Origin of the sequence: Micromonospora sp. CNB394 (assembly GCF_000374985.1) — a bacterium.
Taxonomy (GTDB): domain Bacteria; phylum Actinomycetota; class Actinomycetes; order Mycobacteriales; family Micromonosporaceae; genus Micromonospora; species Micromonospora marina.
Map to the genome: position 1 here is coordinate 1 of NZ_KB895860.1, position 13,472 is coordinate 13,472.

14 protein-coding genes and 1 tRNA gene are annotated in these 13,472 nt (G+C 72.2%); 8 read left to right on the forward strand and 7 right to left on the reverse strand.

Translation table 11 applies throughout. From position 1 onward, the window contains the following. From C569_RS31090 to C569_RS0125920, 4 genes are all read left to right on the forward strand, one after another. A partial coding sequence (locus C569_RS31090) for a transposase (RefSeq protein WP_018788020.1) occupies positions 1-250 on the forward strand: 250 nt, incomplete at its 5' end. A 175-nt stretch (positions 251-425) separates the two neighbouring features. Next, positions 426-1,970: an FAD-dependent oxidoreductase gene (locus C569_RS0125910; protein WP_026268651.1), complete on the forward strand. Its 1,545-nt coding sequence runs from the start codon at positions 426-428 to the stop codon at positions 1,968-1,970. Between the two features lie 54 nt (positions 1,971-2,024). After that, a complete protein-coding gene (locus C569_RS0125915; protein ID WP_018788652.1) occupies positions 2,025-3,161 on the forward strand; it encodes a hypothetical protein in 1,137 nt (378 codons plus the stop codon). 216 nt (positions 3,162-3,377) lie between these two features. After that, the gene (locus tag C569_RS0125920; protein ID WP_018788653.1) at positions 3,378-3,818 is read left to right on the forward strand and encodes an HNH endonuclease; all 441 of its coding nucleotides are present in this window, start codon (positions 3,378-3,380) and stop codon (positions 3,816-3,818) included. A gap of 161 nt (positions 3,819-3,979) precedes the next feature. On the opposite strand, the gene C569_RS0125925 is transcribed toward C569_RS0125920, so the two are convergent. The 3 genes from C569_RS0125925 to C569_RS0125935 form a co-directional block, all read right to left on the reverse strand. Continuing rightward, positions 3,980-4,567, reverse strand: coding sequence for a hypothetical protein (locus C569_RS0125925; protein ID WP_018788654.1), 588 nt, complete (start codon positions 4,565-4,567; stop codon positions 3,980-3,982). Positions 4,568-4,633: 66 nt separating this feature from the next. Beyond that, on the reverse strand, positions 4,634-5,395 hold the full coding sequence (locus tag C569_RS0125930) for an enoyl-CoA hydratase/isomerase family protein (protein ID WP_018788655.1): 762 nt from the start codon (positions 5,393-5,395) through the stop codon (positions 4,634-4,636). 77 nt (positions 5,396-5,472) lie between these two features. Next, entirely contained in the window at positions 5,473-6,987 is a 1,515-nt protein-coding gene (locus C569_RS0125935; protein WP_018788656.1) for a M4 family metallopeptidase, read from the reverse strand. Between C569_RS0125935 and C569_RS0125940 the strand changes: the two genes are divergently transcribed. Together C569_RS0125940 and C569_RS0125945 are read left to right on the forward strand one after the other, a co-directional pair. Continuing rightward, on the forward strand, positions 6,938-7,120 hold the full coding sequence (locus C569_RS0125940; protein ID WP_155945613.1) for a hypothetical protein: 183 nt from the start codon (positions 6,938-6,940) through the stop codon (positions 7,118-7,120). The genes C569_RS0125935 and C569_RS0125940 overlap by 50 nt on opposite strands. 75 nt (positions 7,121-7,195) lie before the next feature. Then, complete coding sequence (locus C569_RS0125945) at positions 7,196-7,852, forward strand: type 1 glutamine amidotransferase domain-containing protein (protein WP_231394893.1); 657 nt, start codon at positions 7,196-7,198, stop codon at positions 7,850-7,852. A gap of 1 nt (position 7,853) precedes the next feature. Here the strand turns inward: C569_RS0125945 and C569_RS0125950 are convergent, their stop codons facing one another. Then, the gene (locus C569_RS0125950; RefSeq protein ID WP_026268652.1) at positions 7,854-8,465 is read right to left on the reverse strand and encodes a histidine phosphatase family protein; all 612 of its coding nucleotides are present in this window, start codon (positions 8,463-8,465) and stop codon (positions 7,854-7,856) included. 412 nt (positions 8,466-8,877) lie between these two features. On the opposite strand from C569_RS0125950, the gene C569_RS0125955 reads away from it, so the two are divergent. Further along, positions 8,878-9,264 (forward strand): VOC family protein, encoded by a 387-nt coding sequence (locus tag C569_RS0125955; RefSeq protein WP_018788660.1) that lies wholly within the window; start codon positions 8,878-8,880, stop codon positions 9,262-9,264. Between the two features lie 84 nt (positions 9,265-9,348). Here C569_RS0125955 and C569_RS0125960 read toward each other — a convergent pair. Beyond that, positions 9,349-9,425 (reverse strand) — tRNA-Thr (locus C569_RS0125960). A 365-nt stretch (positions 9,426-9,790) separates the two neighbouring features. Between C569_RS0125960 and C569_RS0125965 the strand changes: the two genes are divergently transcribed. Next, positions 9,791-10,882: an ABC transporter ATP-binding protein gene (locus C569_RS0125965; protein ID WP_018788661.1), complete on the forward strand. Its 1,092-nt coding sequence runs from the start codon at positions 9,791-9,793 to the stop codon at positions 10,880-10,882. Positions 10,883-10,940: 58 nt separating this feature from the next. On the opposite strand, the gene rlmB is transcribed toward C569_RS0125965, so the two are convergent. Both rlmB and cysS read right to left on the reverse strand, forming a co-directional pair. Further along, complete coding sequence (rlmB, locus tag C569_RS0125970) at positions 10,941-12,056, reverse strand: 23S rRNA (guanosine(2251)-2'-O)-methyltransferase RlmB (RefSeq protein WP_018788662.1); 1,116 nt, start codon at positions 12,054-12,056, stop codon at positions 10,941-10,943. Beyond that, positions 12,056-13,471 (reverse strand): cysteine--tRNA ligase, encoded by a 1,416-nt coding sequence (gene cysS, locus C569_RS0125975; RefSeq protein ID WP_018788663.1) that lies wholly within the window; start codon positions 13,469-13,471, stop codon positions 12,056-12,058. Before cysS ends, rlmB begins: the two co-directional genes overlap by 1 nt. Position 13,472: the final 1 nt, after the last annotated feature.

Consider the following 13,472-nt stretch of genomic DNA (forward strand, 5'->3'; position numbering starts at 1 on the left):
CATGATCCGCGACTGGCTCACCGAGCGCACCGACGACATCGAGATGCACTTCCTGCCCGGCTACGCCCCTGAACTCAACCCCGTGGAACTGCTCAACCACGACGTCAAACACCATGTCGCACAAGCCCGCCCGGCCAGCCCTACAGATCTGGCCACCGCAGCCAGCCGGCACCTACGCCGCCGGCAGAACCAGCCAGCCACGGTGAAAGCCTTCTTCGGCAAGCCCGAAGTCCGCTACGCCGCAGAATAACCACGGCACATTTGCCCTACCCCTCAATAACACCTGACCCACCCGCGCCCCGTGGCGCACGCAGCGCGGGCCCCCCGGCGTTAAGAAGGGGCCCCGCACATCCGTATGCGTTAAAAGGGGTCCCTTCCTTACACCTCGGGCAGACTGGGGGGACCGCCGACTGGAGGATGTCCCCGTGAGTCTGTCGCAAGTGGTAGGCCGCCTGATCGGCGTACGCGAGCACGTCGTGGACCCGGGCGGCGGTGGCACCGACCGCGTGCCGCGACCGGTCCCGGCGCTCGTGGTCGGCGGCGGCATTGCGGGCATGTCGGCGGCGGTGGTGCTGGCCGAGCGCGGGGTGGCGGTGACGGTGCTGGAGGCGGCGCCGCACCTCGGCGGACGGCTCGGCGCCTGGCCGGAGGAGTTACCCGACGGCGTCCAGCGCAACGAGCACGGCTTCCACGCGTTCTTCCGGCAGTACTGGAACTGGCGGTCGATCCTGCGCCGGGTCGACCCGGCGCTGGGCTTCCTCAAGCCGATCCCGGGCTACCCGATCCTGTCCGAGCAGTGGCCGACCGAGGAGTTCGGCAAGCTTCCGCCCGCGCCGCCGGCGAACCTGCTGGCGCTGCTGCTGCGCAGCCCCAGCCTGCGCCTGGCCGATTTGCGCACGATGGACCGGGACGCGGCGCTGCCGCTGCTCACCTACGACCCGGTACGAACGTACGAGGAGTTCGACGAGCGCACCGCGGACGAGCTGCTCACCTCGCTGCGGCTGCCGGACCGGGCGCGGGCCATGCTGTTCGAGGTCTTCTCGCACTCGTTCTTCAACCACGAGGCGGAGATGTCGGCCGCGGAGATGATCGCGCAGTTCCACTTCTATCTGCTCGGCAACCCGGAAGGGCTGGCCTTCGACTGCCCGGACCGGGACTACGGCACGGCGATCTGGGAGCCGCTGACCGGGTACGTGGAGAAGCACGGCGGCCGGGTGCTGACCGGCGCGGCGGCGGCCCGGATGGACCGTACCCCGGCGGGGTGGCGGGTGACCGGCACCGACGGCGACGTCTGGGAGGCGCCGCACGTGGTGCTCGCGGTGGACCCGCCGGCGCTCGCCGCGCTCGTCGACGCCTCCCCCGGCCTGGCCGCGGCGGCGCCCGAGCTGGCGGCGCGGATGCCCGCGTTCGGTACGCCCGGCCCGCCGTACGCGGTGGCGCGCTACTGGATGGACGGGGACGTCCGGGCGGATCGTGCGGTGTTCAGCGGCGTCTCCCGGCAGCCGACGCTGGACTCGGTGACGCTCTACCACCGGCTGGAGGACGAACCCCGCCGCTGGGCCGAGCGGACCGGCGGCTCGGTGATGGAGCTGCACGCGTACGCCTGCGAGCCGGACGTGCCGGCCGACGAGCTGGCGGCGCGCATGCTGAGGGAGTTGACCGCGCTCTGGCCGGAGGTCGCCGAGCTGCGGGTTCGCGAGCTGCGGGCCCGCGTCGAGGCGCAGGCCCCGGCGTTCACGCCGGGCAGCCACGCCTGGCGTCCGGGGGTACGTACCGACGCGCCGGGCCTTTACCTGGCCGGGGACGGCATCCGCACCGAGTTCCCGAGCGCCCTGATGGAACGGTCGGCGGCCACCGGCATCATCGCCGCGAACCACATCCTGCGGGCCGAGGGTGCGGCGGCCGAGCCGGTCCGGTCGATCCGGCCGCGCGGCCTGCTGGCGGGCACTGTCGGCGCGAAAAGGTCGTAGGCGCATAAAAACCGCTTTACGCTCGACTGATCCGGTGACACGGGAGGTCGGGCGGTGAGCACCGCGACGCGGGATCGGCGCGACGAGGAGCACGGAACGCCACGGGACGAACGGACCGCGGTGGTCACCGCGCTGCGGCTCGGCTGGTCCATGGCGGACGCCTACCACCACGCGCAGACCGCCGACCTGACCGGGGACGGGCACCGGCAGTCGCCCGCGCCGCCGAAGCTGTCGAACCTGACCGAGCTGGCCGGACGCCACCGGCTCGGCATGTACCTCGACGGCGTGGACGTCGCGCTGGCCCAGATCGCGCCGCTCACCACGGACGGCCGTACCGTGCCGTCCACCGCCGCCGCCCGGGGCGCCACCGGGTCCGGCCGGGAACCGCTGCTGCGCGCGCTCGACGACCTCAACATCGACGTGCTGCGCTGGACGATGGCCACGAACCACCGGGTGGGGGTGGCGTACCGGCTCGGGCGCTCGCTCGCCGACACCGTGCGACGCGGCGACGCCGACCAGCTCGCCGCGCGCTTCGGCGGCCGGCACCTCCAGATCAGCAGGTGGCTGGACGAGCTGGCGAGCGTGCTGCCGCCGTACTCGGCCGCCGTGGTGCGCCGTTCGCTCGCCGCTTGGGCCGCGGCGGTCGGTCGCGCCACGGTGGGCGACCCGGGCGAGGCCGGGCCCGCCGAGCTTGCCCGCGAGCTGCGCAACCAGGGCGACCTGTGGCAGGACGTGCTGACCGGCGGCCTGCACCCGCGCGACCTGCTGGACGAGGAGAACTGGGCGGTGATCGCCCGCAACGTCGTCATCCGGGACCGGAAGCTCGTGGCACAGGCGGCCCGGGGCATCTTCTGGCCGGTGCTGGCGCCCCTGCTGGTGGTGCTGCTGGCGGTGGTCGGGGTCAGCGCCGCCGCCGCGGCCGGCTCGCCCACCACCCGGGCGGCGGTGGCGCTCGTCGGCCTCGGCGCCGGGCTCACCGCGATCTGGCGGTCGATCTCCACGCCCACGCTGACGGTGGCGGCCGAGGTGAACCGCCCGCTGCTGGACAGCGAGCTGGTGGTGCAGATGACCGCCCGGATCGACCGGCCGCTCGCCGCCGCGCGGCGGGCCGGCCGCGCCGGACGGCAACGGCGGCCCGCCGACCACGGATCGAAATACGTTGCCGGCGATTCCCGCATCGATCTACCGTGAGCGCGCAAGGTCAACCACCGTTCCGGGAGCCGTCGATGTCGCTGCGATCCGCCACCACGATGCCGTCGTGGCTGCTCGGCGACGGCTGCCGGGAACATGGTCCCTGGCCCGGGGGGCACGACTGACGCGCATCGCGCGTACCCGTCGTCGCCGCCCGGTCCCGTGGACCGGGCGGCTTTTTCGTCGCCGTACCGCCGATCGTGAAGGGAGAGCCCGGTGGACGCCGTCCTCGTCATCAACGCCGACCTCGGCCCGCTGCACCGGGTCACCGTCAAACACGCGATCCGGATGCTCTGCCGCAGGGTCGCCGAGATCCACGAGGCCGAGCCCGACCGGGTGATCGGCGTCTTCCCGCTGCCGCGGGTGGTCCGCCTCGTCCGGTACGTGGTGACCCGCTGGCGGTTCAGCGCCGGCCCGGCCTGGTCCCGGGCCGGGGTGCTGGCGCGGGACCGGCGGCGGTGCACCTACTGCGACGGTGCGGCGAGCACGATCGACCACATCCTGCCCCGCTCGCGCGGTGGCCGGAACACCTGGGGGAACACCACCGCCGCCTGCTACGCGTGCAACCAGCGTAAGGGCGACCGGACCCCGGCCGAGGCGGGCATGCCGCTGCGGCGGGAGCCGGTGACGCCGAGCTGGGCCGCACTGGCGCGGTGACGGACGGCCGGCGGGCACAGGGGGCGGTGTCGGGAGTACGTCCCGGCGCCGCGCCCGCCGGTCCCACCCCCACCGATCCAGACCTTGGGAAGGGGACGGCCCTCATCGGGGCCGAAGTCCTCCAAGATCTCGGACGGCGCCGTGTTACCCGACGGTCTCTCTCAGACCGCAGTCGGCTCGGACGCGCGGTGCCGGAGGAACGCCTCCGCCCGGCGGGCGTCCCGGTGGACCCGCCAGCCCGTCAACGCGAACAGCGCCGCCGCCAGACCGAAGATCGCCAGCGCCACGCCGGAGGTGAACCATGCGAGCACCTGACCGAGGTTGAACACCACGAGCCCGGCCGCGAGAACAGCCCACCAGCCGCCGTCCACCATCTGGCGGGCGACGACCGTGAGCGTCGGCAGGTCGGCGTCGGGTGCGGTCCCGCCGCGCCGCACCTGCTTCACCAGCCGGGACCGCTTCCGCATGCTCATCGCCCAGAGCGGGGACCGTCGACTGGACCGGAGCCGCCCTCGCCGGGCGGCCCACACGAGGGCGCCCAACTCGACCAGTACGCCGACCACGATGAGCACGATCCCGGTGATTCTTGCCCACTCCGGCGACTGCCCCGCCGACCGGGTCGCCCAGCCCTCGTCGGCCACCTGGCCGACGATCAACGCACCGATCACCCCGCCCAGCAACGGCGCCGCGAGAGCCAGCGCCAGAAACCGGCGAGTCCCTCGCCGGATCAGGTGTGCCTGATCGTCCATCCCAGACCCCCGTCTCCGCAGGCATCGACATACCCGATGCGGGAGGCGGTCAAACGGCGGTCCGCGCTAGGCGGGCGGGGTCCAGCCGAAGCGCGGCGGCCGGCGCTCGTTGATCGCCGCCACCCCTTCGCGGGCCTCGCCGCTGTCCCGCACCTGGGCGTGCCACCAGGCGAGCCGGTCGGCGTCGGCACGCCCGTCAACGATCTCCTTGGCGGCGGTCACCGTGAGCCGGGACCGCTCGGCGATGGCGGCGGTCAGCGCCGCCACCCGCCCGGCCAGCTCCCCGTCCGGCAGCACCTCGTCCACCAGGCCGATCCGCAGCGCCCGCTCGGCGTCGACCAGCTCGCTGGTGAACAGCAGGTGCTTGGCCGCGGACGGCCCGACCAGCGCGGCCAGCCGCCGCGTGGTCGGCGCCGGGTAGACCAGGCCGAGCCGGGCCGGGGGTACGCCGAATCGGGCTTCCGTCGAGGCCAGGCGCAGGTCGCAGGCGACGGCGAGCTGGCAGCCGCCGCCCACGCAGGCGCCCTCGATCGCGGCGACGGTGGGGCGGCCGAACGCGGCGAGCCGTTCCTCGGCGGCCACCGCGATGCTGCCGTCACCGGCGGCCAGCAGCTCGTCCAGGTCGCCCAGGTCGGCGCCCGCGCAGAACGTGCCGCCCGCGCCGGTGAGCACCAGGACCCGGACCGCCGGGTCGGTTTCCAGGCCGTCGAGCAGCACGGGAAGCTGCCGCCACATGGCCGGGGTCATGGCGTTGCGCCGGGCCGGGTTGTGGATGACGACAGTGGCCACCGGGCCGTCCAGGGTGACGGTCAGTTCCGCGTCGGACATGGGTCCGACCGTAACGGGCGGGGCCCGGCGACCACCCGCGTGGGGTGGCCGCCGGGCCCCGGGACCGGGCCGTCAGGTCAGGAGACGTTGACAGCGGTGTCGTCGAGCACGAACGAGGTCTGCAGCGAGCTGTCCTCGGTGCCGGTGAACTTCAGCGTGACGGTCTGCCCGGCGTACGCCGCCAGGGAGAACGACTTCTGGCTGTAGCCGCTGGCCTTGTTCAGGTTCGAGTAGGTCGCCAGCGTGGCGAGCACCGAGCCGGACGCGTTGAGCACCTGCACGTTCTTGTTGCCGGTCGAGCTGCAGGGCGCGTCGTTGCCGGCGACGTTCACCGCGGTCCACGCGGCCTGCACGGTCTTGTACTCGGTGGAGCAGTTCCCGTACAGGTCGGTCGCGGCCCGCAGGGTGTACGCGCGGGCGGTGTTGGCCGGGTTGCTGGTGCTGACGTACTGGGTGTTCGAGGTGAAGTACACGTCGAGCGCCCGGTACCAGATCTTCTCCGCCTTGGCGCGGCCGATGCCGGTCACCGCCGGGGCCGAGCCGCAGACCGGCGAGGTGCCGTACGCGGTGGCGCCGGTGCCCTCGGCGAGGTTGAAGAAGAAGTGGTTGCCGACGCCGGAGGAGTAGTGCACGTCCTTGTTCTTCGTGCTGGTGGACCAGCAGGAGTCGGACGAGCCGTCCAGCGACGGGTTGTACATGTAGCGCAGCGGCGTACCGTTGCCGTTGATGTTGATCTTCTCGCCGACCTGGTAGTCGCCCGGGTCGCTCGGCGCGGCGGCGTAGAACTCCACCATGTTGCCGAAGATGTCGCTGGTGGCCTCGTTGAGGCCGCCGGACTCACCGGAGTAGACCAGCCCGGCCAGCGCCTCGGTGACGCCGTGGCTCATCTCGTGTCCGGCGACGTCCAGCGAGACCAGCGGGCGGGAGTTGCCCGAGCCGTCGCCGTAGGTCATCTGGGAACCGTCCCAGAAGGCGTTGACGTAGTTGTTGCCGTAGTGCACCCGGCTCGGCACGCCCTGGCCGTCGCCGAAGATGCCGTTGCGGCCGTGCACGTTCTTGAAGTAGTCGAACGTCTTGGCGGCGCCGAAGTGGGCGTCCACGGCGGCCGACTGCCGGTTCGAGGTCGCGCCGTTGCCCCAGGTGTTGTCCGCGTCGGTGAACGTGGTGCAGGTGGAGGTCCCGTTGTTCATGTCGCAGGTACGGCCGTTGCCGCGCACCGGGTCGATCATCTGGTACAAGCTGCCGGACTGCGTCGTGTCGATGGTGACCGAGCCGGTGTAGACGCCCTGGCCGGTGCCGGCCACCGTCTCGATCTCGTCGTACGAGCCGATCACCTTGCCGGTGGTGGCGTCGGTGAGGACGTGCAGCTTGGACGGCGTCTGCTTGTCCGCCTTCCAGCCCGTCGCGACGGTCTCCCAGGCGAGCCGGCCCTTGCCGCTGCTCGCGTCGACGAACAGCTCCGGCGCGCCGACCGAGGTGAGGGAGCCGGAGAACGTCTTGCGGGCGCTGGCCTTGGCCGCGTCCGCGCCGACCTTGGCGGTGGTGCTCAGGGTCAGCGGGGCGTGGAGGCTGACCGACGCGAACCCGGACAACTGCGCCGACGGGTTCACCTACCGGCTCACCGTCGGCCCGGCCGAGAGCGGGTACGTGGACTGCGGGCCCGTCGCCCGGCAGCCGGCCGTCACCGCCGAGGTGGTCGAACTGCTCACCCGCGCCACCGGCTGATCCGGCTCTCAAACCCCCTGCCGCTGTGACATCGGCCTATGGCCGGCGGACGGCGGCCACGCCAGCATGGACGGCATGACTCGCGCACTCATCGCCCTGACCAGTCACTCCGAGCTGGGCCGCACCGGCCGCTCGACCGGCTACTACGTCGGCGAGGCCGCCGAGCCGTGGGAGGTGTTCCGGGCCGCCGGGTACGACGTCGACCTGGCGTCGGTGGCCGGCGGGGAACCGCCAGTCGACGGGCGGGACGAGAACGACAGCACCCAGAACGACTTCCTCGCCACCGCCGGCGTCACCGACACCCCGAAGGCCGCCGACGTCGACCCGGAGCGGTACGACGTGATCCTCTTCGCCGGTGGTCACGGCACCATGTGGGACTTCCCCGACGACCCCGACCTGGCCCGGATCGCCCGCTCGGTCTACGAGCGCGGCGGCGTGGTGGCCGCCGTCTGCCACGGCCCGGCGGCGCTGGTGAACCTCACCCTCTCCGACGGCTCCCGGCTCGTCGCCGGCAAGCGGGTGGCCGGGTTCACCAACAGCGAGGAGGCGGCCGTCGGCCTCACCGACGAGGTGCCGTTCCTGCTCGCCGACAAGCTCGGCGAAGCGGGCGCGCAGCACGTACCGGCACCGGACTTCACCGAACACGTGGTGGTCGACGGGCGCCTGGTGACCGGCCAGAACCCGCAGTCCGCCCGCGCCGTGGCCGACGCCGTGGTGAAGCTACGCGCCTGAGTCAGATTCGGTAGTCGTCGGGCAGGCCGGTGGCGCGCAGCTCGGGCGGCAGGTGGGCGACGTCGTTGAACGCGATGAGCGCCGGCGGTCCGCCCGAGCCGTAGCGGATCACGGTGAGCCCGCAGTTCTGCTGGTTGAGCCCGATCCACCGGCGCTCCGGCGCGTCCAACGCGTTCAGCACCAGCCAGGCCACCAGGAAGTTGTGGGTGACGACCAGTTCGCGTACGTCCCCCTCGGTGGGGGCGGTGGCGAACCGGGCCACCGCCTCCGCGGTGACGCGCGGCCCGTCGCGCCGCTCCCGCTCGGTGAAGCCGGCCAGGAACTCCGCGTACGACTCCGGCAGACCGGCCGGGTCGGTGTCGTGCGGCATGTGGTCGCCGGCGCGCTCGTCCGCGCGTACCGGGACACCTGGTAGCGACGCCGCGACCAGCGCGGCGGTCTCCGCGGCCCGGCGGGCCGGCCCATGGTGTACGGCGGTGAGCCCGGCCCCGCGCAGCCGCTCGCCCAGCAGCGTCGCCTGCCGCCGGCCCCGCTCGGACAGTCCGGTGTCCGCCTCCTCCTCCGGCCGGTCCTGCTCGCCGTGACGGACCAGGTAGAGCAGGCGGCTGGGCATCGGCACCTCCACGGTCGGGGACCGCGAGACTAGCCCACGCCCTTCGCGACCAGGTCCGCGTACGTCTCGTGCGCGTCGTCGGTGGTGAAGAACAGCAACCCGCCCGCGGCGTCCTTGGTCAGCTGCTCCCGGACCTGCTCGGCGGTCTTCGGGTCCAGGGCCGGCGGGCCGGCTTCTCCAGCAGGATCTCCCGGCCCGGGTCGCCCGGCACGTCGACGGTGAGCCAGCGCATGAAGCCGGCATGGTCACCCCGTTCCTGGCACCCGGGTTCGTCGCCGCCAGCTTCGCGGTATCCGGCGACCGTTACGACCCAGCGCAGTCGAATCCCGCCCGGATCGGGTCTAGCCTGAAGCCGGCAGGCTCAGCCAGGTCCGAGAGGGCACGGAAAATCGCCCGGCGGGGAGAAGACATCGTGGAACGCGTGACGGGCATCGGCGGCGTCTTCTTCCGCGCCCACGACCCGGACCGGATCAACCACTGGTACGCCACCCATCTCGGCGTCGAACTGGCACCGGAGTCCTACGACGTGTCCTCCTGGTGGCAGAAGCCCGGTCCTACCGTCCTGGCAGCCATGCCGGCGGACTCCGAGCACTTCGGCGGCCCCGAGTATTCCTGGTCGCTCAACTTCCGCGTCGACGACCTGGACGCGATGGTCGGCCAGCTACGCGACGCGGGTATCGACGTCGAGGTGGACCCCGAGGAGTACCCGAACGGCAGGTTCGCGAGCCTCAGAGATCCGGAGGGCAACATGGTCCAGCTCTGGGAGCCGGCCGGGGCCGACGCCCGTGGGCCCGCCTGACCCTCGCGCGGGGTGCCGTCGTGGCGCTGCTGACGGAGCCGGGCGTCCCGCGGCGGCATCGGCCCCGGAACGCCTTTGTGGAATTGGAGCCCCCGGCCGGGATCGAACCGGCGACATCTCGCTTACAAGGCGAGTGCTCTGGCCAGCTGAGCTACAGGGGCGCGTGCGTCGCGCTCAGCATAGCGACTGAGCCCCGGAAATCCCGCCTCGCAGGGCTCCCGAGCACGGAAAACGTCGGCATCCCGACCGGCACGACCGATGGAACATCGCCCCGCCGCGCTCACGGGTGGGGAGATTGATGCCTCGCAGTGCCTTCCTGACCGATATGCGTATGCGATCCGTCCCATCCCACGTGCCACGCCTTGGCACGATCGCGAAAGCCGTTTACCGTGCAGTGACACGGACGACACTCCGGCCGGCCTCGGCCGCCTGAGCGGCGACCCCGTTGGCCGGTGCCTTGGGCGCCGGTCGCTCCTTCACTCGGATCGTCCGGCACGTTCCTGCCGGTGAAAGGAAGCGCTCCATCATGGCTACGGTCACCTACGCGAAGGCGTCCCGGATCTATCCGGGCACCGAGCGCCCCGCCGTCAACCAGCTCGACCTCCAGATCGGTGACGGGGAGTTCCTCGTCCTGGTCGGTCCGTCCGGCTGCGGTAAGTCCACCAGCCTCCGGATGCTCGCCGGCCTGGAGGACGTCGACGACGGCGCGATCTACATCGACGACCGGGACGTCACCCACCTCCCGCCGAAGGCCCGCGACATCGCGATGGTCTTCCAGAACTACGCTCTCTACCCGCACATGACGGTGTACGAGAACATGGCGTTCGCCCTCAAGCTGCGCAAGACCTCGAAGTCGGAGATCGACCGGCGGGTCAAGGAGGCGGCCGGGCTGCTCCAGTTGGAGGAGTTCCTCAGCCGCAAGCCGAAGGCGCTCTCCGGCGGTCAGCGCCAGCGTGTCGCCATGGGCCGGGCGATCGTCCGCGAGCCGCAGGTCTTCCTCATGGACGAGCCGCTGTCGAACCTCGACGCCAAGCTGCGCGTGCAGACCCGCACCCAGATCGCCTCGCTCCAGGCGAAGCTGGGTGTCACCACCGTCTACGTCACCCACGACCAGGTCGAGGCCATGACCATGGGTCACCGGGTGGCGGTCATGCTCGACGGCGTGCTCCAGCAGGTGGACACCCCGCGGGCGCTCTACGACACCCCGGCCAACGTCTTCGTCGCCGGCTTCATGGGCTCTCCCGCCATGAACATCAAGACGGTGAAGCTGACCGACCAGGGCGGCGCCTTCGCCGAGATGATCGTGCCGCTGACCCGCGAGCAGGTCCAGGCGGCCCGCGCCGAGGGCGGCGACGGCAAGGTCACAGTCGGTTTCCGTCCGGAGGACTGCGACCTGGTCAGCCCGTCCGAGGGTGGCATGCCGGTCGTGGTCGAGCTGGTCGAGGACCTGGGCTCGGACGCCAACATCTACGGCCACGCCGCGCTCGAGGGCCACAACGAGCGGTTCGTGGTCCGTACCGACCGGCGCAGCATGCCGAACATGGGTGACACCGTGTTCGTCAAGCCGCGTACCGGCCGCAGCCACGTCTTCCACGCTGCCAGCGGCCAGCGGATCTGACGTACGCGAGAAAGGGGCGGCCCGCCACGGCGGACCGCCCCTTTCTGTTGTTCCCGGGTCAGACCTCGACGGACCGGCGACGGGCGACCTCGGCGAGCGTGACCGCGGCGGCGACGCTGGCGTTGAGCGACTCCACGTCGGAGACCATCGGGATGCTGACGGTGAGGTCGCAGGTCTCCCCGACCAGGCGGGACAGCCCGCGCCCCTCCGAGCCGACCACCACGACGAGCGGGCCGACGGCGGCCTCCAGGTCGTACAGGTCGGTCTGTCCGTCGGCGTCCAGGCCGACCACGACGAAGCCGGCCTCCTTGCACGCCTTGAGCGACCGGGTCAGGTTGGTCACCTGCGCGACCGGCACGCGCGCGGCCGCGCCCGCGCTGGTCCGCCAGGCGGTCGCGGTGATCCCGGCGGCACGCCGTTCGGGTACGAACACACCCTGCGCGCCGAACGCGGCGGCAGAGCGGATGACCGCGCCGAGGTTGCGCGGGTCGGTGACGCCGTCCAGCGCGACCAGCAGCGGGGCGGCCTGCTCCAGCGCGGTGGCGACCAGATCGTCGAACGGCTCGTAGGCGAACGGCGGCACCTGGAGGCCGACGCCCTGGTGTAGCACGCCGCCGGTCATCCGGTCCAGCTCGGCGCGGCTGACCTCGAGGATCGCGATGCCGCGGTCCGCGGCGGTGCGGACGATCTCCTTGACCCGGTCGTCGATGTCGATGCCCTGGGCGGTGTAGAGCGCGGTCGCGGGCACCTGGGTGCGCAGCGACTCCAGCACCGGGTTGCGCCCGACCAGCAGTTCGGGGCTGTCCTTCGCCGGGTTGGCCTTGCGGCCCGGCGCGACCCGGGGACCGCCCCGGCCGGCGGGCTTGCCCTTGCCGCCCTTGAGTGGCACACCGGCCCGGCTGCCCTTGCCCCAGGTGGTGTCCTTGGTGCCGGGCTGACCGATCTTCGGCGCGCGGCCCTCCTCGGCGGCCGCGCGGCGTTCCTTGTCCTGCTTCCAGGCGGTGCGCTGGGGCAGCTTCTCGGTGCCCGAGTACGCCTTGTGCCAGGGCCGCTCGTCGGCGGGCAGCGTGCGGCCCCGCCCGGCCAGGGAGTCCTTGTTCTTGCCACCGGTGCCCTTGGGGGCGCCCGCCTTCGGCGTCAGTCGCCGGCCACGGCGCTGCGAGTTGCCGGCCATCAGTCCTGCTCTCCAATAGTCCAACGCGGGCCCTGGGGGGTGTCCTCGACAACCACGCCTGCCTGCTTGAGCTGGTCGCGTACGGCGTCGGCGGCAGCCCAGTCCTTGCGGCTGCGGGCCTGCGCGCGCTGCTCCAGAGCCAGCGCGATCAGAGAGTCCACCACGCCGCGCAGGTCGTCCGTGCGGCCGCCGCCGGTCCAGGCCGGGTCCAGGGGGTCGACGCCGAGGATATCCAGCATCGCCCGGGTGGCGGACAGCGTCGTGCGGACGGTCACATAGTCACCGGCGGTGAGTGCGGTGTTGCCGTCGCGGACCACCTCGTGCAGCGCCGCCAGTGCCGCCGACGTGTTGAGGTCGTCGTCCATCGCGGCCACGAAACCGCCCAGCAGGTCGCCGGGTCGGCCCGGGCCGACCCGCTCGGCCGCCCGCTGCACGAAGCCCTCGATCCGCCGGTACGCGACGGCGGCCTCCCGCAGCGCGTCCTCGGAGTAGTCGATGCGGGACCGGTAGTGCGCCGCGACGTAGTAGTAGCGCAGCTCGACCGGGCGCACGCCGAGCGAGGCCACGTAGTCGAGGTCGAGCGTGTTGCCGAGCGACTTGCCCATCTTGGTGCCGCCGATGCCGAGCAGGCCGTGGTGCACCCAGTAGCGGGCGAACGGCAGGTCGGCGGCCTGCGACTGGGCGATCTCGTTCTCGTGGTGCGGGAACGTCAGGTCGAGCCCGCCGCCGTGGATGTCGAACTCGGGGCCCAGGTAGCGCCAGCACATGGCCGAGCACTCGATGTGCCAGCCGGGTCGCCCGCGACCCCACGGCGACGGCCAGTAGGCGTCGGCCGGTTCGCCCGGCTTGGCACCCTTCCAGAGCGCGAAGTCACGCGGATCCCGCTTGCCCCGGTCGGGGCTGTCGCCGGCGGGCTGCATGTCCGCCGGGGTCTGGCCGGACAGCGAGCCGTACGCGGGCCAGGACGCCACGTCGAAGTAGACGTCGCCGGAACCGTCGGTCGCCGGGTAGGCGTGGCCGGTCTCGATCAGCCGGGCGATCAGCTCGTGCATCTCCGGGACGTGCCCGGTGGCCCGCGGCTCGTACGTCGGCGGGAGCACGTTGAGCGCCCGGTAGGAGGCGGTGAGGATCTGCTCGTTGGCGTACGCGATCGACCAGAACGGCCGGCCGTGCTCCATCGCCTTGGCCAGGACCTTGTCGTCGATGTCGGTCAGGTTGCGGATGAACGTGACCTCGAAGCCCTTGCTCAGCAGCCAGCGGCGCAGCACGTCGTAGTTGACGCCGGAGCGAAGGTGGCCGATGTGCGGCGGGGCCTGGAGCGTGAGACCACACAGGTAGACCCCCACCTTGCCGGCTTCCCGCGGGACGAAGTCCCGCACCGATCGGGTGGCGGTGTCATACAGGCGTAGCGTCACC